Raw genomic sequence first — 23033 nt, 5'->3', positions numbered from 1 at the left:
CCATCACAAACAATACCGGCCGGTAGCAAGAAGCCCCGGCCGGTATCGGTCTGATGTGATGGGTGTTGTTCCCGTCCGGCGCCGCCGGAACCGGGGTCCTAGCCGCCCTGCGGTGCCTGGCTGGCGATGATTTTGAAGGTGGCACCGGTGGGGTCGGCGAGCATGGCCACGCGGCCGAAGCTGCTGTCCTCCGGACCGTCCAGGACGGTGGCGCCCATGGCGGTGGCCTGGGCGATGCTGGCGTCCGTGTCCGCCACGGCAAAGTAGACCTGCCAGTGCGAGGGCACTTCGGCGGGCAGGTATCCGGAGGCGTCCAGGATCCCGGCCTGCGCGGACATGCCCGATCCCAGTGTGGTGTAGCGGAATTCCGGCGAGTCACTCATAACTTCGGTGTCCCAGCCGAAGACTTCCTGGTAGAACTGCACGGCGGCGTCGTAGTCCTTGGCGTGCAATTCATGCCAGGCGGCCGAACCGGGCTCGGCCACCAGCTCGTAGCCCTTCATCTCCCGGGGCTGCCAGACGCCGATGGAGGCACCGGACGCATCCCCGAAGATCGCCATGAACCCCTGCTCCGGAACATCCATGGGAGGCATGTAGACCTGCCCGCCGTGGCTGCTGACGGCTTCGGCGGTGGCCGCGGCGTCCTCGGTCCGCAGGTAGGTGGACCAGACGTCGGGCATGGCCGCCATGCCGGCGTCCTTCTGCATGATGCCGGCAACTGTCTTGCCGTTCTTCCTGGCAGTGGCGTAACCGCCGTACTTCTCCTGGTCGCCTGTTTCGAACTCCCATCCGAAGAGCTCTCCGTAGAACGTGCGGGCGGCGGCAACATCGGAAGTCACGAGGTCGATCCAGCAAGGGGCGCCGGGGGTGGACATTGGGCTCGGCATAACGGTCTCCTGTTGCGGTGTGCGGAAGGCTGGAGGAAAGGTGCGCGGAAGTGGGGGAAGTCGGTCACCCTGACCCTATGTGCAGGCACAGACAGCGATCAAGAGGCCAACGCGCAGGGGGCCGCCAACGCATCCCGGCCTGGTCACGGGAACGAAGTCCTGGCTTAAAACGAAGGACCCCCGCCTGCCGGTTTTGCCGGCGGGCGGGGGTCCTGATCGCGGAAGGTAAGAGATTCGAACTCTTGGTACGGGGTTACCGCACACTGGTTTTCAAGACCAGCTCCTTCGGCCGCTCGGACAACCTTCCTCAACGAGTAGTGTTTCATAGGCACTTGCCTGCAACAAAACAGGCCCGCAGTGCATACCCGGTGCACACTGGTTGGACGGGTATTGAGTCAGGAACAGGGAGTGGTCCATGAAAGCCGTCTACATTTCGGAACCGGGGGGACCGGAAGTACTCGAGGTACGCGAGGTCGAGGCTCCGGTGCCCGGTCCCGGCGAGGTGCTGATCGACGTCGTGGCCGCCGGCCTGAACCGTGCGGACGTGCAGCAGCGCCGCGGGTTCTACCCCCCGCCGCCCGGCGCATCGGAGATCCCGGGACTGGAAGTTTCCGGCCGCATCGCGGGGTTTGGCACGGGTGTGACCAAGCCGTTCTCCTTGGGCGACAAGGTGGTGGCGCTGCTCGCCGGCGGCGGCTACGCACAGCAGGTTGCCGTTCCCGCGGAACAGGTCCTGCGGCTGCCCGACGGCGTTGACCTGGTCACGGCGGCATCCCTGCCGGAAGTGGCTGCCACGGTCTTTTCGAACCTCATCATGACGGCCCAGCTGCAGGCCGGGGAAACAGTCCTCATCCATGGCGCCACCGGCGGAATCGGCACCATGGCCATCCAGCTGGCCAAAGCCTACGGCGCGAAGGTAGCCACCACGGCCGGCACCGATGAGAAGGTCAGCACCGCCAAGGCCTTCCTGGGTGCGGACATCGCCATCAACTACGCGGAAGAGGACTTCCCGGAAAGCCTGCGCCGGCAGAACGGCGGCAAGGGTGCAGACGTGATCCTTGATGTGGTGGGCGCCAAGTACCTGAAGCAAAACGTCGAAGCGCTCGCCGAATACGGTCGCCTGGTGGTCATTGGCCTGCAGGGCGGCACCAAGGGGGAACTGGACCTTGGTGAACTGCTCCGGAAGCGGGCCGCGGTGGTGGCTACCGCGCTTCGCCCCAGGCCGGTAGCCGAAAAGGGTGCCATCCTGAACGAGGTCAGGGACCACGTCTGGCCGATGGTGGCGGACGGCAGGATCCAGCCCTTGGTGGCCAAGACGTTCCCGCTGGACCAGGTGAGCGCGGCCCATGAATACTTCGACAGCGGCGACCATGTGGGCAAGGTCCTGCTGGTGATGTGACCGCCGGATAGATACTGAGTATTGCTTGTTCGCCATTCGCGGGCTAGGCTCAGCTATACGCGGTATGCACGGGTCTTGGGGGCCTGTGCATACCGGTTAGTGACTAAGCCCGGGGGAGCACCATGTCCATACGCCACAGCCTCCTCGCCCTGCTGCAGGACCAGCCGCGCTACGGCTACCAGCTGCGGGTCGAGTTCGAAAACCGCACGGGAGCCACCTGGCCCCTGAACATCGGGCAGGTCTACACCACCCTGGACCGGCTGGAGCGCGACGGCCTCGTGGCCAGGGAAGGCGACGACGGCGGCGGCCACGTGGTGTACAGCATCACCGCCGAGGGCGCCGCGGAAGTGCAGGGCTGGTTTGCAGCGCCGGTGGAGCGGAACAACCCGCCCAGGAATGAACTCGCCATCAAGCTGGCGCTCGCCGTTACCCTTCCCGGCGTGGATGTCCAGGCCATCATCCAGGCCCAGCGGGTGGCGTCCATCCGGGCACTGCAGGACTACACCAAGGCCCGACGCGACACCGCCGCAAACCAGCGCACCGCAGACACCGCCTGGCTGCTGGTTCTCGATTCCCTGATCTTCCAGACCGAGGCCGAGGTCCGCTGGCTGGATCTCTGCGAAGCCAGGATGGTCCAGCAGGCACAATCGGCCGGCCAGGGTGCCGCCCGCAAAACGTCCAACGGGGTCACGGAAGACGCTGCCCCGCTCAACGCGGACAACCGCCGGTGAGCGTCCGGGGGCCGCAGCAGGTCCTTGAACTGGCCAGGGTGAGCAGGACTTTTGGAGAAGGCGCGACGGCGGTCGCAGCGCTGAGGGACGTGGACCTCACCATCGCAGCGGGCGAGTTCGTGGCCGTCATGGGCCCGTCCGGCTCGGGAAAATCCTCCCTGCTGGCGCTGGCCGGCGGACTGGACCGGCCGACGTCGGGCGGTGTCTTCGTGGAGTCGACGCCGCTCGCAGGACTTGGCCTGAACGCGCTTGCCAGGTTGCGGCGGCGTGCGGTGGGCTACGTGTTCCAGGACTTCAACCTGGTTCCCACACTGACCGCGGCCGAGAACGTGGCGCTTCCGCTGGAACTGGACGGGGCAGCTGCCAGGAAAGCGGGACGGCAGGCGCTGGACGCCCTCCGCCAGGTGGGCATCCCGGAACTCGCGGACCGGTTCATGGACCAGATGTCCGGCGGCCAGCAGCAGCGCGTCGCCATTGCACGGGCAATTGTCGGCCAGCGGCGGCTGATCCTGGCGGACGAACCCACCGGCGCCCTGGACTCCACCACCGGGCATGGCGTCATGGAGGTCCTCCGCTCCAGGGCGGACACAGGTTCCGCCGTCATGCTCGTCACCCATGAGGCGCGGCACGCAGCCTGGGCTGACCGGGTGGTTTTCCTGCGCGACGGGCGCATCGTGGACCAGGCGGCGGCCATGCACGATCCCACGTTCCTCCTGACGCAGGCCGGCCTCTGATGTCCCACCGGCGCCCGCCACTGGAGCTGGCAGCGGCTCGTGGAGCGCGCCGCAGCAGCTTCCGCATCGCGGTACGGATGGCCCGGCGGGATATTGCCCGGCACAGGGGCCGGTCCTTCCTGATCGTCCTGCTGATCATGCTGCCGGTGGCCGGGATGACAGCGGCGGGCACCCTGTACCAAAGCTCGCTGCGGACACCGCAGGAAATTGTGCGGTACGAACTGGGCAACACCCAGGCACGCTTCGTCGCTTTGCCGACGCCCAATGGGGACTCCATCCAGGATCCGATGAATGACGCCTACGTGGTCTCCAGCACCGGAGAGCTGGATGGTGATTTCGTTCCCACAGACCCGAAGGACCTGCTCCCGTCCGGCTACGGGGTATTGCCGCTGCGGCAACTGCAGCTGACCACCTCCGTGGGGGAGGCGATGGTCCCGCTGAACGGCGTGCAGGTGGACGCGCTCCACGAGGCTTTCGAGGGAAAATTCGCCCTCCTGGATGGCCGGGCACCGGCAAACGGTGAAGAGGTTCTGGCCTCACGCGGGCTGCTCGAGCGGTTCGACGTGGAACTTGGCGAGCAGTTTACGACGTCGGCGGGGACCTTCGTCCCGGTGGGCACCATCCGCGACTCGGACGCTTCGGATAACAACAGCACGCTGTACCTGCAGTCCGGGCAGGTCCCCGCAGGCTTTGCCCCGGGGCCCGCTTCCGCGCAGGCTGTTTCCTACTACGTGACAGGCCCGGAACCGGTGACCTGGCAGCAGGTCAGGGAGGCCAACAGCAAGGGCGTGGGAGTGCTCTCACGCAGCGTGGTGCTGGATCCGCCGCCGCCGGGCGAACTGACCGTACCAGGGGCCATGCCGGCCGGAGTCCCCTCGCAGACTGTAGCCACCTACGCCACATTCGCTGTGGTGGGTGCCCTTGCCCTGCTGGAAGTCGGACTCCTGGCTGGAGCCGCGTTCGCCGTCGGGGCCAAGCACCAGGTGCGCGAACTCGCCCTTCTTGCGGCGTCCGGAGCCGAAGCACCCACCATCCGTTCAGTGGTCACCGCGAGCGGCCTGTGGCTCGGCGGCCTGGCCGTCACGGCCGGTGCCGCCGCTGGCATAGCAGTTGCGGCCGGCGTGGTCTGGCGGGTCCGTTTCATCGGTTCCGCCCGCCTGGCGGGCGTCCACCCGGACCCGCTGCTCACCTCCATAGCCATGCTGATGGGCCTGGCGGCCTGCATCCTTGCTGCCCTGGCGCCGGCCAACCTCGTTGCCCGGCAGGCACTCCGGGGTGCTCTCAAATCCGGACGGGCGCCGGCAGCCGGCGGACGGCGGAGCACGATCGTGGGGGCGGCCGTACTGCTGGTGGCCACCGGGCTGCTTGCCGCAGGCTGGGCCCTGGGCAGCTCGGCCAAGGATCCCGACCAGCGGGCACAGCAGGCCGCCGCAGTTTCCGCGATGCTGGCCGGCGGAGCGGTGCTGGCGGTGGTGGCCCTGGTGCTCCTGACCGGATGGCTGACCGCCGCCCTGACATCACGCACCCGGGCCATGCCGCTGGCGCTGCGCATGGCGGCCCGGGACTCCGCCAGGAACCGGAGCCGGACCGTCCCGGCGGTGGCGGCCGTACTTGCCGCCGCCACCCTGGCAAGCGCGGCCCTGGTGTTGTCATCCAGCCAGCTGGCAGGGCAGCGCCTGTCGCATTCCTGGAGCGCACTGGAGAACCAGGCGTACCTGCCGCTCAGCCTTGCGCGGCCACCGCTGGCCGACGGCACTGCCGCGCCGGCCGTGACCGTCGACCCTCAGCGGCTTTCGGCTGCCGTTTCAGGCGCCCTGGACAGCGTCTCCTGGACCAGGGCAGTCACCACCCCTGCGCCGGTGGAAAACTGTGGCTTCGGGGAAGGCGCAGGTCCCGCCGGGCCCGTATCGACAGAAACGTCCAACTGCCTCCTCTACGCTCTGGCCAGGCCAAGCGGCCAGGAGTGTCCGGTGACGCCCCAGCGTCGCGTCGTGGATCCGGACGACTGGCGGTGCCGCGGCTCCATGGCATCGGAGCAGGCATCGGACCGGTCCATCCTGGTGGGCGGCGCCGACGATATCCGCGCCATGTTCGGGCGCGACGCCGGGGCGGACACCATCGCCGCGCTGGACGCCGGGGCCATGGTGGTGACCAACCCGGCCTTTGTCCGCGACGGAAAAACCGAGCTGCAGGGCCTGGACGTGCGCACCCAGCAGCCATCGCCGTCGGACGGGTCCATCGTCCATGAAGCTGTCACCAGTACCGTCCTGGAGGCCGTCATCCTCGAACCGGTGGTGGCCGTGCCGTATTACGGCATCGTCTCGCCGGCCACGGCCGGGCGCCTGGGCCTTGCCCCGGAAGCCGCCGGGCTGGCCATCCAGCTCAGCCGGTCTCCTTCGGCGGCCGAAGTTGACGCGGTGACCGGTGCGGTGGCGGGCGTCGTCGGCCAGTCGGGCCTGGGGTTCTGGGCGGAACCGGGAATCCCCAAAGACCAGGCGTGGATGGGCTGGCTGATCGTGGCCATCAGTGCGCTGATCACGTTCAGCGCAGCCGGAATCACCACCGGGCTTGCCCTTGCCGATGCCCGGACGGACCACGCCACGCTGGCAGGAGTGGGGGCGGCCCCGCGGCTGAGGAAGGCCCTGGCGGCGTCCCAGGCGCTCTTCACCTCAGGCCTGGGCGCTGTGCTGGGGGCGGTGGCCGGTACGGTTCCCGCCGTCCTCATTGTCGCTTCCACGGAGATGCGGGCCTCGCTGGAGGTACCGTGGCTTCCCCTTGCGGCCATGGTGGTGGCCGTCCCGCTGACCGGATCTGCCCTGGCCTGGGCCTTCACCAGGTCTGTGCTGCCGATGACCCGGAGGGCGCTCGGCGGCTGATCCGGTTCCCGGGGGGGTGCCCTCCGCAAGGCGTGGCTGCGACCGATTCCCATGGCGCGCCTCTTTTGGCCGGGGCCAAGGAAGCCTAACGTGGAATTCACAGGCCGCCCGTCCGCCGTCGTTCGTCGCCGATTGCCTGCCGTCTGCCGCATAACCCCGGGCACCCGGCAGAACCGTCGCCGCCCGCACCCCCGGGTTCGGTAGGGTGCCTCAGAGCAGATCCGCACGAATCTCAAGGAGGAGACATGGCCACAGCGCCAGAGAACAGGTCCGGTTCATCGGGGCGGGAGGGCGCGGTGGATACCGACCCGGCGCTCCCACCCACAGCAGTGGACGAGGCCGTCCGCGAATCCGAAGACAGCAAATGGACCCCGGGAAAGATCGCGCTCTGGGCAGCGATCTCCCTGCTGGGCGGCGTGGCATGGTTCATGCTCGCCATCGTCCGGGGCGAAACCGTCAACGCCATCTGGTTCGTCTTCGCCTCGGTGTGCACCTACCTGATCGGTTACCGGTTCTACTCCAAGGTCATTGAACGGTTCATCACCAAGCCCGATGACCGGCGGGCAACCCCCGCCGAATACAAGGCCGACGGCAAGGACTACGTCCGGACGGACCGGAACGTCCTGTTCGGCCACCACTTCGCGGCCATCGCCGGCGCCGGCCCCCTCGTCGGCCCGGTCATCGCGGCCCAGATGGGCTACCTCCCCGGCACCATCTGGATCATCGTCGGCGTGGTCCTGGCCGGTGCCGTGCAGGACTACCTGGTCATGTTCTTCTCCATGCGCCGCGGCGGGCGTTCACTGGGCCAGATGGCCCGCGAGGAACTCGGCGTCATCGGCGGCACCGCCGCCCTGGTTGCCACCCTGCTGATCATGGTGATCATTGTCGCCATCCTGGCGCTCGTCGTCGTCAATGCCCTGGGCGAAAGCCCGTGGGGCGTCTTCTCCGTCGGCATGACCATCCCCATCGCGCTCTTCATGGGCGTCTACCTGCGCTACCTTCGGCCGGGCAAGGTCATGGAAGTATCGATCATCGGGTTCGTGCTGCTCATGGCGGCGATCATCGGCGGCGGCATCGTCGCGGAAACCCCGTGGGGTGCAGATATCTTCACCCTGGACAAGGTGACCATCGCCTGGGGCCTCATCGTCTACGGCTTCATCGCCGCCATCCTTCCTGTCTGGCTGCTGCTGGCACCCCGTGACTACCTGTCCACGTTCATGAAGATCGGCGTGATCGTCATGCTCGCACTGGCCATCATCGTGGTCCGGCCGGAGATCAACGTCCCGGCCTTCAGCGAGTTCGCCAGCCGGGAGAACGGCCCCGTGTTCCCGGGCGCGCTGTTCCCGTTCCTGTTCGTGACCATCGCCTGCGGTGCGCTGTCCGGATTCCATGCCCTGATTTCGTCCGGCACCACTCCCAAGCTGATTGAGAAGGAACGGCAGACCCGGTTCATCGGTTACGGCGGCATGCTCATGGAATCCTTCGTCGCCATCATGGCGCTGGTGGCGGCCATCTCGATCGACCGCGGCCTCTACTTCGCCATGAACGCTCCTGCCGCGCTCACCGGCGGAAGCGTCGAAACGGCCGCCACCTGGGTCAACAGCCTGGGCCTGGCCGGCGTCAACATCACCCCCGAGCTGCTCGCTGAGACGGCACGGAATGTGGGCGAACAGAGCGTCGTTTCCCGCACCGGCGGCGCCCCCACCCTGGCCGTCGGCCTGGCCCACATCATGCAGCAGTTCATCGGCGGTACGTCCATGATGTCCTTCTGGTACCACTTCGCCATCATGTTTGAAGCCCTGTTCATCCTTACCGCCGTGGACGCCGGCACCCGAGTGGCCCGCTTCATGCTGCAGGACTCGATCGGCAACTTCGTCCCCAAGTTCAAGGAAGCCTCCTGGCGCCCCGGTGCCTGGCTCTGCACGGCCATCATGGTGGGTGCGTGGGGTGCGGTCCTGCTGATGGGCGTCACCGATCCGCTGGGCGGCATCAACACCCTGTTCCCGCTGTTCGGCATCGCCAACCAGCTGCTGGCCGCCATCGCCCTCTCCGTCTGCCTGGCCATCGTGGCCAAGCGCGGCACCTTCAAGTACCTGTGGATTGTCGCCCTGCCGCTGGCCTTCGCGGCGGTGGTCACCATCACGGCCAGCTACCAGAAGATCTTCTCGCCCACGCCCGCGGTGGGGTACTTCGCCAACAACGCCGCATTCAGCAAAGCCCTGGCGGACGGCAAGACGGAGTTCGGCACCGCCAAGACCGTTGCCGCCATGGAAGCCGTGGTCCGCAACACCGCCATCCAGGGCTGGCTGTCCGTGATTTTCGTGGTGCTGAGCATCATTGTGATCGCGACGGCGGTCCTCGCCACCGTGAAGGCCTTCCGGAACCGGGGGACGAGCACGGAGAAGGATAACGAGGACCCGGCCTTGCCGTCCCGCGTATTTGCACCTGCGGGCCTCATCCCCACAGCTGCCGAGCGCGAACTGATGGCCGAATGGGAGAAGGTCCCGGCCAACCTGCGGTTCGAACGGGCAGGCCACCACTGATGAGCGCAGGACTGGCAGTACTCTCCAGCGGGTTCCGTGGTTTCGCACGGTACCTCAGCGGGGTGTTGGGCGCGGATGCGTACGCCAAGTACCTGGAACACCACCGGGCTTCGGGCCACAGCGGCCCGCCGCTCACGGAGCGGGAGTTCTGGCGCGACAGGACGGACCGGCAGGACGCCAACCCGCAGGGGCGATGCTGCTGATTTAGCCGTCAGCGGACGCCGCGTCAGGCGGGTTCACGGAGTGAAGTGCCTTCGGATCGCTCATGAGAGTATGAACGCATGAGCGATCCGAAAGACACCACGTCAGCTGAGGACGTCCCCGTCGAAGGCACCACCCTTGACGACAGCGAGCCCGCCGCCCCTGCTCAGGCCGAGTCCCCGGCCGGCGCTCGCGACGGCCGCAAGCCCAAGGGCAGCAGCGTGCAGGACCTGGTAGACGAACCGGCAAAGGTGATGCGGATCGGCACCATGATCCGGCAGCTCCTGGAGGAAGTGAAGTCCGCCCCGCTGGACCAGGCCGCCCGGGAACGCCTGGCTGAAATCCACGCCCGCTCCATCCAGGAGCTGGAGGACGGCCTGTCGCCCGAGCTCGTGGCGGAACTGCACCGCATCAGCCTCCCGTTCTCAGATGAAGGCACCCCTTCCGACGCCGAGCTCCGGATCGCGCACGCACAGCTCGTGGGCTGGCTCGAAGGATTGTTCCACGGCATCCAGACCGCCATTGCGGCCCAGCATGCTGCCCGGGAGCACGCGGCCGCCCAGATGCAGCTCCGCCAGCTGCCCCCGGGGACAGTCATCGCCCCGGGTGTGGTGATCGGGGAAAACGGTGAACCGGAGCGCGCCCCCGCGGGGGCGGCCCGGCCGGGGGTGCCGGCCAATGCCGGCAAGCGCGATGATCCGGACCACGGTCCCGGACAGTACCTGTAGGCTCCGGTTGGGTTTTTTCAGCGCCGCCAGGCAGGGGCGCAAGGACGATGCGGAACTTGGCAAGGGGTTGTGGCGCCGCGCGCACGACCGCTTCCACCGGGGACTGGACCGCTTCCACCAGGTGCTCGAGGGTGTGGAGGACGACCAGTTGTACGGCGAGCTGGTAGAGATCGCCAACGAACTCGCCGCCCTGATGGACCGTGTCCGGGCTGTCTGCGTCGAAGCCCAGCGCCTCTCACCCAGTGACGGCCTGGACATTCCCGTCGCCCTGTCCGGCGTGCACCGCGCCCTGTCCAAGGCCGGGAATTCGCTGGCCACCACCGCCGAAGCTGCCGCCATGCTGCGGCTCGCCGTCGGGCCCGTTCCGGTGGGCGCGGCTTCCGTGCGCCGGCGCGCGGAAGCCGTCTTCGAGCAGGTTGCCGACGCCGAGCGGCACCTTGCGGGGGAAACCTCCTAGCCGCAATTTATTCCCGCTGCTTCGGGTGACTTTCCGCGTTACGCGCCTGGCTGACAGACCGCGGGTTTGGTCTTCTCAACGCCCGTCGTTTGGCAGGATGAAGTCATGACTCTTTCACCTACACTCACTTTCAACGACGGAAACACGATCCCCCAGCTCGGCTATGGCGTGTGGCAGGTCGAAGACGGCGTGGCTGAGAAGGTGGTGCGGCAGGCATTCGAAGCTGGCTTCCGCCACATCGATACAGCCAAGATCTATGGCAACGAAGCGGGCGTGGGGCGCGCCATCGCCAGCTCAGGCCTCACCCCCGAGCAGATCTTCATCACCACCAAGCTGTGGAATGCCGATCAGGGCTATGAGTCGACGCTGGCTGCCTTCGAGGAATCCATGGACCGCCTCGGCCTGGAAACCCTCGACCTGTACCTGATCCACTGGATGCAGCCCAACCAGGACAAGTACGTCGATACCTGGAAGGCGCTGATCGAGCTCCAGAAGCGCGGCCGGGTCAAGTCCATCGGCGTCTCCAACTTCACCGTCGACGGGCTGCAGCGGCTCATCGACGAAACCGGTGTGGTCCCGGCCATCCACCAGATCGAGCTCCACCCGTACTTCAGCCAGCGTGAGCTGCGCGAATTCGGTGCTTCCAAGGGCATCCTCACCCAGGCCTGGTCACCGCTGGGCCAGGGCGGCGAGCTCCTGGAAGACCCAGCCGTCGCCGCCATCGCCGCCAAGCACCAGGCCACGCCGGCACAGGTTGTCATCGCCTGGCACCTTGCCATCGGCAACGTGGTGATCCCGAAGTCGGTCACCGAATCCCGGATCCGGGAGAACTACGCGGCACTCGACGTCACGCTGGACGCCGGGGACGTCGAGGCCATCAACGCCCTCGACCGGACCGCCAGCGGCGAAGGCAGGATCGGCCCCGACCCGGCAGTCTCCGACTTCGCGTAAGTCAACCTGTCCGCAGTGAGTGCCCCGCCTTAGCCGGCGGTCCCGCTCAACCGGGACGTCGAACCCGCACCACCTGGCTGGCCCAGGCGGTGCGGGTTCTTCTTTTGCACGGGCCTGTTGAATAGCCGGCCCGGCCTCAATCTGTGGGGTCAGGCGGCAATGCGGACAGGTTCGACGCTGACCGCATCGATCACTGCCCAGCCGTCCTCGCCGGAGCACTGCCGGTCGGCGAAACGCTGCGCCTCCACCATGGTGTCGAAGGACTCCGAGCGTGCACGGCCGCAGTCGGCGTCGAAGTACGTGACGTGAAATTCCTGAACGGTGTTTTCCATAAATCCAGTGTGCAACCGGGGTCTGACATTCCACGGAATCATCCCCGCGTGTTGCCGTGTGACGTGACCCCAGCATGCATCACGGTGCGTTGTCGCCCCCGCTGCCCGGCCCCGGAACTCCAGCTAGGCTTTCACCATGGAGGTTAGAGATTCTCCGGACCGGGACAACGCCACCAGGCACATTAATCGTGAACTGGCACGGCGGCGCGGCTGGATGTTAACGGTGGCCGTCGGGTTCGCCCTGCAGATTCTCAGTGTGGTGCTGGGACTCAAATCCGTGGCGCCGCTGTGCGGCAGCCCGATGATCCCGCACAGCGGGGCAGCTGAACTGTCCGATGCTCAATTGCTTACCACGGGCCTGGCGGCCGAGTGCTACCGGAGCATCGACTCCGCCGCCGTACCCATTTGGATGCTGATGGGGCTTGGCATTGGCCTGGTCCTGGTGGGCGTAGCCATCAGGATCGTGGGTATCCGCCGGTCCCTCGCCGCTGTAGCCGCCTGAGGGGACAGGCCCTACGGGACTGCTTGTTCGTAGGTACTTATGGAACTGGCTGGGTGCCAGCCGGGAGGGGGGAGACCCGTCGTCAGGTCCCTGCCTCGCGGCGGTCCAGCCGAAGGACCCGTTCCTGGGCCAGGACGGCTGCCCTGGCCGCCTTATCCGACGCCCGCGTTGCCTGTTTGGCCTCCGCGGAGATGGCAGCGAGACGCTTCTTCGAGTAGTCCAGCTCAGCCTCTGCCGTTTTCAGGCGGGCCCGCAGGTCTGCGGTTTCCTCCTGCAGCGCGGCAATGTCCCCGGCCGTCTGCTCCGCCTCCGCCTGAAGGTCCACGGCATGCCCGGCAGCTTCCGATGCTTCTTCTTCGGCCGCGGCGAGTGCCGCCCGGGCCCTTTCCAACAGAGGCGGCGACGCCGGCCGTGGCGTCTGCCGGACGGCCTCAAGGCGCGGCCTGGTGGGCCGGGGCTGGGACCCGGCCTCCGGCGTCGTACGCTGCTTCTTCCCTGGCTGTGGCTTTTTGGAATCCGGCTTCCCGGGCGTGGGCACCGATGCAAGGACCGGGGGAGCAACGGCCGGTGTTGCGGGAAGGGCGCCGGGTACGGCCACCACACCGTCCAGGTCTGCGGCGCTGACCCCGTCGGCGGACAGGGTCTTCACGAGCCTGCCGCTGCGGACGGCGGCCTCGGCCCCTTCATCGGCGGTCAGGGCACGCAGTGTCTCCTCGACATCCCCGGCAATCGTGTCGCTGAGTTGCCGGCCTTGACCGCGGACAACCGCGCGGGCGGCGTCGACGGCGGACGCCAGCAAGGTGCGCCGCTCACGCCCCAGGTCGCGAAGGGCGGGGGCATCAAGGGACGCCTGCGCCGCACGCATGCGTGAGCCCAGATCCGCGAGTTCGTCGAGGACATCCGGCCGGTGCAGGACGAGCATGTTTACAGCCCAGGCGCCCACCGACGGTTTGGCAAGTCCACGGACTGCCGCCCCCAGGCCCTTATCCTGGCCGGCAGCCGCCTTGGCCGCGGCAGTACGGGCCGCCACGAAGTCGTCCAGGGGACAGGCGTACAGCCCGTTCGCGATCCCGGCCAGGGCCTCTTCATCCATGTCCGCCATCATAGGCGGGAGGGCTGGGACGGGCATGGAGTGCCGGGCGGGCGCTGCCGGGACCGGGCAGCTGGCGGGGCCAGTGAGCCCTGTTGCTCCGGCCCCGTGCACGGTATGTTGCTCGAATGGACGATACATATCAGGTCATCGTGGTTGGCGGCGGTTTCGCGGGGAAGGCCGCCGCCCAGGAACTCGGCCGCAAGGGCACCCGGGTGCTGCTGATTGATACCAACAACTATCACCAGTTCCAGCCCCTCCTGTACCAGGTGGCATCCTCGCAAATCGGCGTCTCCGCAGTGGCCCGCCCGCTCCGTGCGGTCTTCCGAAACATCAAGGGGGTCCGGGTCCTCACGGCAGAAGTCACAGCGGTGGACGCTGCGGCCCGCACCGTCACCACTGCCGACGGCGGGCGGTTCCAGGCGCAGATCCTCGTCCTCGCCACGGGCGCTGTCCCGAACTTCTTTAATACCCCTGGCGCCGACAAACACGCCTACCCGCTCTACTCCGTTGCCGACGCCACGCGGCTCAGCGCAGCCCTGACGGAAGTCCTCGACGAGGCGGACCGGGGAGCCGGCGGGAGCGTCGACGTCGTAGTTGTCGGAGGCGGCCCCACCGGGGTGGAGACGGCCGGCGCCCTGGCCGAGAACGTCAAATACATCGTGCCGAAGTACTTCTCCTCCGAGCTTGCCGCCCGCTGCCATGTCCACCTTGTGGACATGGTGCCCAGCGTACTCATGGCTTTCTCGGCGAAATCGCAGGCCTACACCCGGGACCGGCTGGTGAAGCTGGGCGTCCAGCTGCACATGGGCCAGAGCGTCACGGAGGTCCGCCCCAACGGCGTGACGCTGGCGGACGGTACTGTGCTGCCTGCCCCCGTCGTCGTCTGGGCCGGCGGCCTGCAGGCAGGCAAGATCATCGCCGAGTCGGGGCTCACGCAGGGGAAGGGCGGGCGTATCGACGTCCGTCCGGACCTGACCGCTCCGGGAGTGGAGGGCGTCTACGTCCTTGGAGACTCTGCCAACATCACCGACGCCGCGGGGGCCAGGCTCCCGCAACTGGGGTCCGTGGCCCAGCAATCAGGGAAATGGGCCGCAAGAAACATTCACGCTGACCTCACCGGCGGTACGCGGCAGCCCTTCCGCTACCTCGATAAGGGGTACATGGCCATGGTGGGCCGGGGCGCGGCGGTGGCAGAGCTGGGCCCCCAGCGCATCCAGCTGCAGGGTCCGCTGGCGTTCCTCTCCTGGCTGGGCGTCCACCTTGCCCTGCTGCCCGGCGTCCAACAGAAAGTCCGCGCACTCTTCTCCTGGGCGGTGGGGTACGTGACGCACAGTCCGTCCCAGGTTGTGGTGGGCCGGCCGGACTAGTTCCGGCGGGCCGCGCGCCTGGTTGCGAGGCTGCATGGAGGCGCGGGACCCCGCTTGTCAGCGAAAACAATGGGCCCCGGCAGCTGCCGGGGCCCCGTAGCCCTGAGCTTTGAGAGGCTATTCCGCGAGTTTCGAGACGGCGTGCGCCCACAGGAAAAACTTGTTGGTGCCCGGGTCCTTGACGGTCTTGATGTTCAAGGCTTCCTTGAGCTTCTGGGCGTCGGCCTCTGAAAGGCCTTTCAGCGCCTCGACCGGCGCCTTGGCCAGTTCCTCGATGCCCTTGTCGATGTATTCCTTATCGAACTTCGAGTTGATTCCAGACAATGCAGTTCTCCCTTCGTCGGGCCGGCATCGGCTGGCGCCGTGGCACAGCGACATTCAACCACACGGCCACACAAATGGACCGGCTGATCTTGGACCAGGGAAAGGGGGTGGGAGCCGGCGGCGGCTGGAGGAAGCACCGCACTCGCGGACAGTGCCATCGCCGCCGGCTCCACGCATCACGCTAGGTGCGCGACCTGAACGAAACCCGGGCGGAAACTGCATCTTTCCGCAACGCTGCTGCGAGGCACGTTGGGTGCAGACGGTTACGAAAGTTGGTGCGGGCCGGCGACGGCTGGGGGAGGTGCTGGTCTCCATCAAGCACCATCGCCGCCGGCTCCGGGCACTACGCTATGGCCTCAGCAGCCGCGGCGCCTGAGTAACCGGTACGTGTTCTGGCGAACCCCGCTACGTGTGCTGACCCCTCGGGGCTCCGACCCGGCCGGAGGACCATGCCGGGGGGTAGGCCATTGAAGAGACATCTGACCCGGTAGGGCCGGGCCCTATATGCAAGCCTGTCTGTAGCAGACCCACCTGCCACAGATAGGCTGAGATCATGACCTCGGGGGACGCCGTCCATCTTTTCCGCTACGGCTCCATCGGATACGGCCGCAAACCGTATATCGCCGGAACTTTCCGCAGCAACAAATTGGCCGCCAAGTGAGCGCCTTCATCGCTATGCCGCTCGTGGCCGGTATCCTCTGGCTGGTCCACGTGATCCTTGGCGCCACGGGACACCGTGCCTATCGTTACAGCGGTCGCCTTCTTTTCGGAGGACTCTCGGCGACGGCCGTGGTGTTCTTCCTCATTGGCTTCCAGGTGGACAAATCCGTCCCACCGGAATGGAAGAACAATTCCCTTGGGGGACTCGTTGAGTTCTTACTCGCACTGGAGACCACAATGGTGCTGCTGGCTCTCGCGCTGCTGGAGGTTATTCGCGTTGCGGTGACACAGACGATAGAGGTTGCCCGGGCAAAGACGGCATGCCAGCGTCCCGATCCGGCTAATGTCCCATGAAGCTCCGTGAAATATGGGGGAGCGTTCTCCTGACCGCAGCGGCCGTCTGCACCTGGGTACACCACGTCCTCAGCGAAGCGTACCGGGCCGCCACACGAGAGGGCCTGCTCCTCTACGTGGGCATCCCTGCAGATTCCATTGCCTCCTGGTTTTTGATTGTGGCCTTCCTGTCAGGGCCTGCGGCGCTGATGCTCCTGCTCCCAGCGCTGATACGCCGAATTCCCCGGAAGGTGCCGCGGCGGATCGTCGGGTGGAGCACCGGGGTAGCCGCCGCGGCCGCGGTGCCGTACCTCGGCGTGGTGTTTGTCTTCGCGGCCCTGGGCGCTTTCGGGGTCGGGGACACCGTGAAAATCACCGCAGTCGACGGGCAGTCAGTCCTCGTAACCCAAGACGGTTTCGACGGTGACAGCGTCGCCATCTATGGGCAGCACGACGGGTTCCACTACAAGCGCGTTCGCGACGCCCCGGAAATCTCCGGGTGGCCGCGGGTTAAAGACCGGGGCTGTCGGCTGGAAACCGCTGGCGGGCTGCAGCTGGTCTGCGGGACCAAGATGGTGGCCATTCGCCACTAGATGCCCGTAGGGTTTCACTCAGTCAGTCAAAGGCCGGCACCCACAATAGTGGGGTGCCGGCCATTCACTCGTTGCTATGGCTACCTACTTGTGAACAGGCCGACCGCCGTGCCATTTTTTCGATATGGCGCCAGGCGGTCGGGGAGATACCCGGCGGGCAGTGTGGAGGGCTAGGCCCAGGACTGGTCCCGGTCGAGGCATGCCCCGCCGTTATAAGCCACGTGGATTGAGCTGACCCTGTTTTTCATCGCGCCCAGGTTGAGGCGTTCGCCCGGTTGGATGTACCAGGCGTAGCCTTCGCAGCCGGGGTTGTCGTAGATCGTGATGTACGCGTAGGTGTTGTTAATCAGGGATGCTGCGTTGTTGTTGACCTGGACGCCCCATCCGTTCCGGCCAGCCGGGCCGTCTGTGAACAGTTCGTTGCCCATGGTGGCGTCGCTGTTGGCGTAGTCGGCGCGTGCGCCCTGGAAGTCGGAGTTGAAGTAGAAGCACACCCGTGATGTCGGGCACGCGGTTCCTGTTCCTGACGCGTTGGCAGCGGGTGCGCCCGCCAGTACTGCGCTGGCGCTCAAAGCGAAGACGGCTCCGGCTGTAGCTGTTTTGTGCATCGCGAGTTTCATGAAGTTCCCCAGTCATTTTTCACGGTGGTCGGGCGTCCAGGACAGACGCCTGCTCTATTCTGTACTCTTCCCGGGCTGCGCAGCCATGGGGATACCTGCCCTAACGCTGGGTGGCGCACCGGCAGGAGTCAGTCAAAGAAGCCGTGGACCTCCGGGCTGTCGATCCCGTTTCTGCTCACGGGCAGGGAAAGGGACAGCAGGAGGATTCTGCACCGTACTCGGCCAGGGTTTCCCGTTCATGCTTAACCAGCGAAAAACCCCCCAAAGCCCTGTAACGAGGGGCAATAGGGGGTTTATCCCGAGCTTCCTATCAGAATCGAACTGATGACCTTTTCATTACGAGTGAAGGTATCCCGCGCGCTCCTGGTTGTTCCCGTTCATGCCTTGAACCGCGTCATCTAACTGTTTTTTCTAGGGGAAGCATTCACGGACGCCCCCGTTCATCACTTTCAAAAGTGTGCCCGAAAGTATGCCCAGGGGCCGCGTACCCCGCGGGGAGCACCCGCCGTGGCCTACCGTGCATAGAGAGCAGCGTGACCTACCAAAATGAAGACACTGACAAGACCATCTGGCTGACTCGTAGAGAAGCGGCTGAGTACATGCGCCTCAGCCCTGCAACGCTTGCAAATTGGGCAAGCCAGGATGTCGGCCCCGAATATACCAGGATTGGCCGCGGCCGCGTCCTGTACCGCAGGGACGACGTAGATAACTGGGTGGCGCACCAGACGAAGAAGGTTGCGTAATGGCTCGCGCAAAGACCCCAGCGTGGCAGTTGTTCAGCAACGACCCAAAGCAGGGTGAGGACGGGCGATGGATCGCTAGAAGCTACTACAACGATGAGTCAGGAATCCGACACTCGGTCAAGCGCTCGGGGCGTACCCACGGTGCCGCAAAGCAGGCCATGCATAATGCGGTCGCTGAGGCGGAAAAACGGTCCCAGCAGTTGAAGGCGGAGGCCGAACGGCTGAAGAAGGAAGCTGAACAGGCAAAAAAGGCACCGGCGTTGACCCTTGCAGAAGTGGCAGAGAGCTGGCTTGAAAGAAGAAAACCGGCGCCAGTGCAAATCGACGAAACGCTGCAATCGGGTACTCCTCCCACGACGCAGATCCGCATGCAGACTTGGATTTCGTATGCAGACAACCTGCGCAACCACGTGTTGCCCAAACTTGGGCACCTTGCCCTAACCGAGTTGCGGACCCCGCATTTCGAAGAAGTTATTCACAAAATGTACGACAAAAAGACATTGGAGGGGTACCGAACGGCCGACATGGCCAAGCAGGTTCTCAGCCAGGTCATGGACTACGCCGTGCGACAAGGACATCGACTTGATAACCCGGTTCGTTTTGTGTCTAAGGTGCCCAGTAGGCATAAGGTGCCGGTAAAGCTGCCCACGGCCACGCTCGCTGCCGTTCAGGATGCGGTTCGAGTTCGTCAGCCGGAATCCGGAGTAGGCGGGCCGCGGCCGACGAGCAGGCTCTCAGACGTTGTCCTGCTTCTGCAAGGTACCGGCATGCGGGTAGGAGAAGGACTGGGAATCCGCTGGAATGACATCAAAATCAAGGATGCCATGGTCCTGGTTACCGTCAGCGGCACGCTCGTCGAAAAGGAGGGTTTCTACCGGCAGGTCTACCCGAAAAGCTCCAAGAGTTACCGGACGCTACAGCTTACGAATCCTGTCCTGCTTGAGATGTTCCGCAGGCGCTACGCAAATAAGACTGAAACGCGGACGAACGCCGTTTTTCCGACTAGGAATGGCACCTTCACAAGGCTGAGCAACTTGCGCACCGACCTAAAAAAGGCGATGAAAATTGCTGGGCTTAGCGAAAAGATCACGCCGCACACCTTTCGATCCACAGTTGGAAGCGGAGTTGCGGAGGCGTTTAGCGATGAGGCCGCGCAAAAACAGCTTGGGCATTCGTCCCCCGAGACAACGCGAAAGCACTACATCCAGCGGCCAGACCTGGTACCGGATTACTCCTCGGGCATAGACATGAACTGGCTTATGGAGGATTAGACGGCAAAAGCTGTGGCTGCGTCCTGGTAACTTCACGCACGCCCCTTCATGGAAACGCGGTGCGCGATCCCGAGTGGGTAGTCGTGTTGCTGCGTCTACGAGTGACGTTGCAGAAGTTCAGTCAGCCGACTGGGTGCTGGCCTTGCCGCTCCTGCGAGACATTGCGCTAAATGTCCCGCAGGAGCTGATTTACAGTGATTTCACCCAAGTAATCGGCTGGCATCGCCGTCCTCTCCTAGCCCTCAATTCCTTGTCATAGTAGGCGGGAAGGTCCCACTCACCACCGCATCTACTCTCTAGCAGTCAGTGCTACGTGCTCACACGGTGATCACACGACCATAGACAGCAAAAGCTCCCATCCCCTCCTGGGGATGGGAGCCGCATTCGCCTGTTTCGCTATGGAGTCTTGAACGCCATCGACATAACGCTGACAATCTCTTCCTTCATTGGAAGATCCGACTGCATCTTCAGGCGTGCCATAGCAATTTCGTATACCTCGTCATCGGCTCGCTTGCCGATGACCCAAACAACGCATACATCCCCATTGGGCTCAACCCTGAAGACGATTCGGTAGTCACGGTCACCCACGACCAGCTTCCGAAGGCCGGTCAGGTTGCCTGTCTTCTTGCTTCCCAGTGGCTGGCCACGCATCTCAGGCTGGTCTTCCAGTTTGATAAGTGCCTTGAAGACAAGCTTCTTTGCGGCGCCGTCGAGGTCCCTCAGGTCCTCTTTGGCATCGTCGGTGAGATGTACTTTGGCCATGGGTTCGTACTAGTCCTTTCTGAGCTCATCCAGGTCGATCCCGAATTCTGCTGCGACGTCGTCCAGGCTGTGGCGGGTGCCATCGTCAGTAACGAGTCGAACCAGAGAGGCGGCCATTAGTTTCAGGTCGTCTTCGAGTTCATCAAGGTGGGCAAGTCGTTCGGCGGATTCCATGTCGATAACTGCTGCTGTAGGGCGATTGTCTTTGAGGATGACGTGAGAAGTGCCCTTGGCGGCGGAGTTGATGTAGCGGGATGGGTGCCGACTGAAGTCGGACACACTTACTAAGTTCTTGGTATCTGTGCGCATTTGTGGCGGTTCCTTTTTCTTACAGGTCAACTGAGCAATATTCCTGTACGTAGAACTATACGCATAACTTTGCGCAGGGTTCTACATGTTTGCTCAGAGCGTTACCAGCGGAGCAGTAGAAGCGGTCACCATGAGGGCATGCTTTCTAGAAGTGCCTTGTTGCGGCGGCGCGTCTCCAACGCTGTCCGGCGCTGCGGAGGCGGCTTAGGCCTTCCCCACGCCTTTATGGCTTCGATGTCCTCGGGCCCGAAGCGGATCTGTCGGCCGTCCCGCCAAGCTGGCCACTTGCCGGCGTTTACCCGATTGCGCACCGTCTGAGCGCACACGCCGAACATCTCAGATACTTCCTGGACAGTTAGGTATCGCGTCGAATCCGTGGCCCTGCTTCACCCCCTAGTTCAACAGAGCTGCCAAGCCAGCAGCCAAACCGAGGACGGCGACGAATAAGCCGAGTCGTTCAGCCGTGCTTGCGGTCGAGACGTAGTCCATAAAGGTGCGTCGAGGAAGAACCAGGGCGAGGCCAGCAACACCACTGGCTATAGAGACCCAGGTGAAGATGTTCTTCAGATCTCCCGCTCCCTCTTCTGCCCGCAGGATGCCAATGACCGCCGCAGCGTAGACGAGAGCGCAGAGCACCCCGAGTACTGCGACAATGGCCATCGCGTTCCTTTTCCGCAGGTGAGCGGGCGTTTGGAGCGAGTTTTTGCTCATGGCGAGAGCATATCTCGTCATTAACGAAGTCCTGCAGTGCTGGGCCTGCTCCGGGCAGCAAGCCACCGCGCAGCTTTCATGGCGAACTGACTTGAGGTCAGCTCGTCTGGTGGGTTACGCGGTCTGCTGCCGTGTGCTGATAATAAAAAGCCCCTACGGGTCGATCTCTACCGAGGCCTGTTGTGGACGAGCACGCCGCCCTCAGGGCTTCCTGACAAGATCCGCTACCCGTCCTACCCAGCTGCCGATGCCCTTTGGACGCGGCTGGATCCTTGTTGGCAGTTCACGGGCCAGGTTCCAGGATTCGACTTCCTTGGCCTCCCAGATTTCGAAGAGGTCATCGGTCCGGTTGCCGTGCCGGTAGTCGGCTTCTTCGGGGAATACCGGCAGCGCGTCCAGGAAGACCACATGGCCGCCGGGCAGGTCCAGTCTGGGCATGAAGTCATCGGGACGCTCGGTGAGGACCCAGCCGGTGAATTTCCGGTCTTTGATGATTTTCCAGTCGCCGGCGACGAAGACGCCGTGCTGGGGCATGGTGCCGGACTCGCGGACGTTCAGGGCCATCGTGGAGAACGCTTCAAGGACGTCCTGGCCGCCCGGCTGCACTCCCGTGAACAGCTCGACGGCGTGACCGGGGCCCTCTGGTCCGAAATGGCCGACACCGGCGGAGGCGTAAAGGTGGACGCCGAGCCTGGTGGTGCCGGTAGGCCATTCGAAGACGCCCATGCGTTTGCCGTCCCGGGTGTTCATCTCATGAAGGACCGGTTCGGCGCCGATGGCCGTGGTGTAGTGCTGGCGCAGTTCGTCTATCACAGCATCTCCTCGATGTCCTGGCACTGGATGTGGACGTGCTCCGGCTGGCCCGGGTCGTCTCCCCAGATGCTGATGGCGGCGTCTTCGGTCCTGGTCCGGAAGATGGCGATGCTGTCGAGGTAGACCGTCTGGACGTCGATGAGCCGCCGGCCGGTGTGCAGGATGCCCTCATGGAGTTGCATCAGGGAGGGATTCTCCGGCGGGTTCGGCCCGATAGTCACCGTCACGGGCCCGTCAACGTCGTGCTGGACGGCCACGCCCCAGGCGTTCTGGCTGGTCCAGAAGTTGGCGACGCCGTCGATGTCGGGGATGACGAGCTCCTTGTCGGCCTCCGACATCAGCCACATCAGCGCGTTCGGGAAGGCGACTGTGGCTCTGAACCCGCTCACTCGGCCGGCTCGATCAGTTCGGGCCCGTTGTTCCGGACGCTGTTCACCCGGGTGCTGACGATCCGAGGGATCAGGGTGGGCTCCGGCAGGGAATCGAGCAGGTGCTGGATGTCAGCCTTGTCGGTGAGGTCGGGGTCCAGCCATTCGGCGAACCGGTCCCGGGGAATGATGACCGGGGAGCGCTCGTGCACGTGCCCCAGCGCGTCCTGCGTGGTCGTAGTGAGCACGGTGCAGCTGAGCAGCCACCGCTCCGGATCATCCTCAGGCAAAGACGTGTCAGCCCACCATTCGTACAGTCCGGCGAAGCCCAGCAGGGGCTCCTTCTCGGAGTACAGGTAGTTGGGGATCTTCTTGCCGTCCTCGGTCTTCTGCCACTCGAAGTAGCCGTCGGCCGGAACAATGGCCCTCCGCTTCACTGCGGCCGTCCGGAACGAAGGCTTCTCGAGGATGGATTCGCTGCGGGCGTTGATCATCCGAGACCCGATCTTGATGTCTTTCGCCCAGGACGGGACCAGCCCCCAACGGGCGATCAGCAGGTGCCGTTCGATGCTCCCCTCATCCAGCCGCTCCGCCACGATGGGCACCGCCTGAGTGGGTGCTACGTTCCAGCTCGGCGGCGGAGGGGTGCCTTCCACCTCCTTGGCCTCAAAGTGGCTCAGCAGGTCACCGGTGGCTTTGGACATCACGTATCTGCCGCACATGGG

At 65.1% G+C, this 23033-nt stretch carries 25 protein-coding genes and 1 tRNA gene; 14 read left to right on the top strand and 12 right to left on the bottom strand.

What is annotated here, in order from left to right:
- Positions 1-98: 98 nt before the first annotated feature.
- Together QE394_RS05430 and QE394_RS05425 are read right to left on the bottom strand one after the other, a co-directional pair.
- On the bottom strand, positions 99-887 hold the full coding sequence (locus QE394_RS05430; protein WP_261620700.1) for a VOC family protein: 789 nt from the start codon (positions 885-887) through the stop codon (positions 99-101).
- Positions 888-1106: 219 nt separating this feature from the next.
- Positions 1107-1194, bottom strand: a tRNA-Ser gene (locus QE394_RS05425).
- Positions 1195-1302: 108 nt separating this feature from the next.
- On the opposite strand from QE394_RS05425, the gene QE394_RS05420 reads away from it, so the two are divergent.
- From QE394_RS05420 to QE394_RS05380, 9 genes are all read left to right on the top strand, one after another.
- On the top strand, positions 1303-2286 hold the full coding sequence (locus tag QE394_RS05420; RefSeq protein WP_349033963.1) for an NAD(P)H-quinone oxidoreductase: 984 nt from the start codon (positions 1303-1305) through the stop codon (positions 2284-2286).
- A 122-nt stretch (positions 2287-2408) separates the two neighbouring features.
- Complete coding sequence (locus QE394_RS05415) at positions 2409-3017, top strand: PadR family transcriptional regulator (protein WP_056076583.1); 609 nt, start codon at positions 2409-2411, stop codon at positions 3015-3017.
- Entirely contained in the window at positions 3014-3751 is a 738-nt protein-coding gene (locus QE394_RS05410) for an ABC transporter ATP-binding protein (RefSeq protein WP_349033962.1), read from the top strand. Before QE394_RS05415 ends, QE394_RS05410 begins: the two co-directional genes overlap by 4 nt.
- On the top strand, positions 3751-6627 hold the full coding sequence (locus QE394_RS05405; protein WP_349033961.1) for a hypothetical protein: 2877 nt from the start codon (positions 3751-3753) through the stop codon (positions 6625-6627). Before QE394_RS05410 ends, QE394_RS05405 begins: the two co-directional genes overlap by 1 nt.
- A gap of 245 nt (positions 6628-6872) precedes the next feature.
- Positions 6873-9170 carry a carbon starvation CstA family protein gene (locus tag QE394_RS05400; protein ID WP_349033960.1) on the top strand — a complete coding sequence of 766 codons (2298 nt, stop codon included), beginning with the start codon at positions 6873-6875 and terminating at the stop codon, positions 9168-9170.
- A complete protein-coding gene (locus QE394_RS05395) occupies positions 9170-9373 on the top strand; it encodes a YbdD/YjiX family protein (RefSeq protein ID WP_015936052.1) in 204 nt (67 codons plus the stop codon). Before QE394_RS05400 ends, QE394_RS05395 begins: the two co-directional genes overlap by 1 nt.
- Before the next feature lie 78 nt (positions 9374-9451).
- Entirely contained in the window at positions 9452-10099 is a 648-nt protein-coding gene (locus QE394_RS05390) for a bacterial proteasome activator family protein (protein ID WP_349033959.1), read from the top strand.
- A gap of 7 nt (positions 10100-10106) precedes the next feature.
- Entirely contained in the window at positions 10107-10556 is a 450-nt protein-coding gene (locus QE394_RS05385; protein WP_349033958.1) for a hypothetical protein, read from the top strand.
- Between the two features lie 105 nt (positions 10557-10661).
- Entirely contained in the window at positions 10662-11507 is an 846-nt protein-coding gene (locus QE394_RS05380) for an aldo/keto reductase (RefSeq protein WP_349033957.1), read from the top strand.
- A 149-nt stretch (positions 11508-11656) separates the two neighbouring features.
- Here QE394_RS05380 and QE394_RS05375 read toward each other — a convergent pair whose 3' ends face one another.
- Positions 11657-11839, bottom strand: coding sequence for a hypothetical protein (locus tag QE394_RS05375; RefSeq protein ID WP_056076570.1), 183 nt, complete (start codon positions 11837-11839; stop codon positions 11657-11659).
- A 136-nt stretch (positions 11840-11975) separates the two neighbouring features.
- On the opposite strand from QE394_RS05375, the gene QE394_RS05370 reads away from it, so the two are divergent.
- On the top strand, positions 11976-12341 hold the full coding sequence (locus QE394_RS05370) for a hypothetical protein (protein ID WP_056076569.1): 366 nt from the start codon (positions 11976-11978) through the stop codon (positions 12339-12341).
- A gap of 82 nt (positions 12342-12423) precedes the next feature.
- On the opposite strand, the gene QE394_RS05365 is transcribed toward QE394_RS05370, so the two are convergent.
- Positions 12424-13434, bottom strand: a complete 1011-nt coding sequence (locus QE394_RS05365; RefSeq protein ID WP_261620694.1) for a hypothetical protein — start codon at positions 13432-13434, stop codon at positions 12424-12426.
- Positions 13435-13559: 125 nt separating this feature from the next.
- On the opposite strand from QE394_RS05365, the gene QE394_RS05360 reads away from it, so the two are divergent.
- Positions 13560-14801, top strand: a complete 1242-nt coding sequence (locus QE394_RS05360) for an FAD-dependent oxidoreductase (RefSeq protein ID WP_349033956.1) — start codon at positions 13560-13562, stop codon at positions 14799-14801.
- Positions 14802-14918: 117 nt separating this feature from the next.
- On the opposite strand, the gene QE394_RS05355 is transcribed toward QE394_RS05360, so the two are convergent.
- Positions 14919-15125, bottom strand: coding sequence for a hypothetical protein (locus QE394_RS05355; protein WP_349033955.1), 207 nt, complete (start codon positions 15123-15125; stop codon positions 14919-14921).
- Between the two features lie 657 nt (positions 15126-15782).
- On the opposite strand from QE394_RS05355, the gene QE394_RS05350 reads away from it, so the two are divergent.
- Both QE394_RS05350 and QE394_RS05345 read left to right on the top strand, forming a co-directional pair.
- The gene (locus tag QE394_RS05350; RefSeq protein WP_349033954.1) at positions 15783-16139 is read left to right on the top strand and encodes a hypothetical protein; all 357 of its coding nucleotides are present in this window, start codon (positions 15783-15785) and stop codon (positions 16137-16139) included.
- A complete protein-coding gene (locus tag QE394_RS05345) occupies positions 16136-16711 on the top strand; it encodes a hypothetical protein (RefSeq protein WP_349033953.1) in 576 nt (191 codons plus the stop codon). Before QE394_RS05350 ends, QE394_RS05345 begins: the two co-directional genes overlap by 4 nt.
- 170 nt (positions 16712-16881) lie before the next feature.
- On the opposite strand, the gene QE394_RS05340 is transcribed toward QE394_RS05345, so the two are convergent.
- A complete protein-coding gene (locus QE394_RS05340; protein WP_235501388.1) occupies positions 16882-17319 on the bottom strand; it encodes a peptidase inhibitor family I36 protein in 438 nt (145 codons plus the stop codon).
- A 754-nt stretch (positions 17320-18073) separates the two neighbouring features.
- Between QE394_RS05340 and QE394_RS05335 the strand changes: the two genes are divergently transcribed.
- Entirely contained in the window at positions 18074-19345 is a 1272-nt protein-coding gene (locus tag QE394_RS05335; RefSeq protein WP_349033952.1) for a site-specific integrase, read from the top strand.
- A 396-nt stretch (positions 19346-19741) separates the two neighbouring features.
- Here QE394_RS05335 and QE394_RS05330 read toward each other — a convergent pair whose 3' ends face one another.
- From QE394_RS05330 to QE394_RS05305, 6 genes are all read right to left on the bottom strand, one after another.
- Positions 19742-20107, bottom strand: coding sequence for a type II toxin-antitoxin system RelE/ParE family toxin (locus QE394_RS05330; RefSeq protein WP_349033951.1), 366 nt, complete (start codon positions 20105-20107; stop codon positions 19742-19744).
- Between the two features lie 9 nt (positions 20108-20116).
- Positions 20117-20416, bottom strand: a complete 300-nt coding sequence (locus QE394_RS05325) for a type II toxin-antitoxin system prevent-host-death family antitoxin (RefSeq protein WP_349033950.1) — start codon at positions 20414-20416, stop codon at positions 20117-20119.
- A 393-nt stretch (positions 20417-20809) separates the two neighbouring features.
- A complete protein-coding gene (locus QE394_RS05320) occupies positions 20810-21127 on the bottom strand; it encodes a hypothetical protein (protein ID WP_349033949.1) in 318 nt (105 codons plus the stop codon).
- A gap of 201 nt (positions 21128-21328) precedes the next feature.
- Positions 21329-21940 (bottom strand): suppressor of fused domain protein, encoded by a 612-nt coding sequence (locus QE394_RS05315; protein WP_349033948.1) that lies wholly within the window; start codon positions 21938-21940, stop codon positions 21329-21331.
- Positions 21937-22329, bottom strand: coding sequence for a hypothetical protein (locus QE394_RS05310; protein WP_349033947.1), 393 nt, complete (start codon positions 22327-22329; stop codon positions 21937-21939). Before QE394_RS05310 ends, QE394_RS05315 begins: the two co-directional genes overlap by 4 nt.
- Complete coding sequence (locus tag QE394_RS05305; protein WP_349033946.1) at positions 22326-23030, bottom strand: SOS response-associated peptidase; 705 nt, start codon at positions 23028-23030, stop codon at positions 22326-22328. The genes QE394_RS05310 and QE394_RS05305 overlap by 4 nt, the downstream gene beginning before the upstream one ends.
- Positions 23031-23033: the final 3 nt, after the last annotated feature.

Origin of the sequence: Pseudarthrobacter sp. SORGH_AS 212, assembly GCF_030818145.1 — a bacterium.
Classification (GTDB): domain Bacteria; phylum Actinomycetota; class Actinomycetes; order Actinomycetales; family Micrococcaceae; genus Arthrobacter.
The sequence above is the reverse complement of the archived record's forward strand: the minus strand, read 5'-3'. Positions and strand labels throughout refer to the sequence as shown.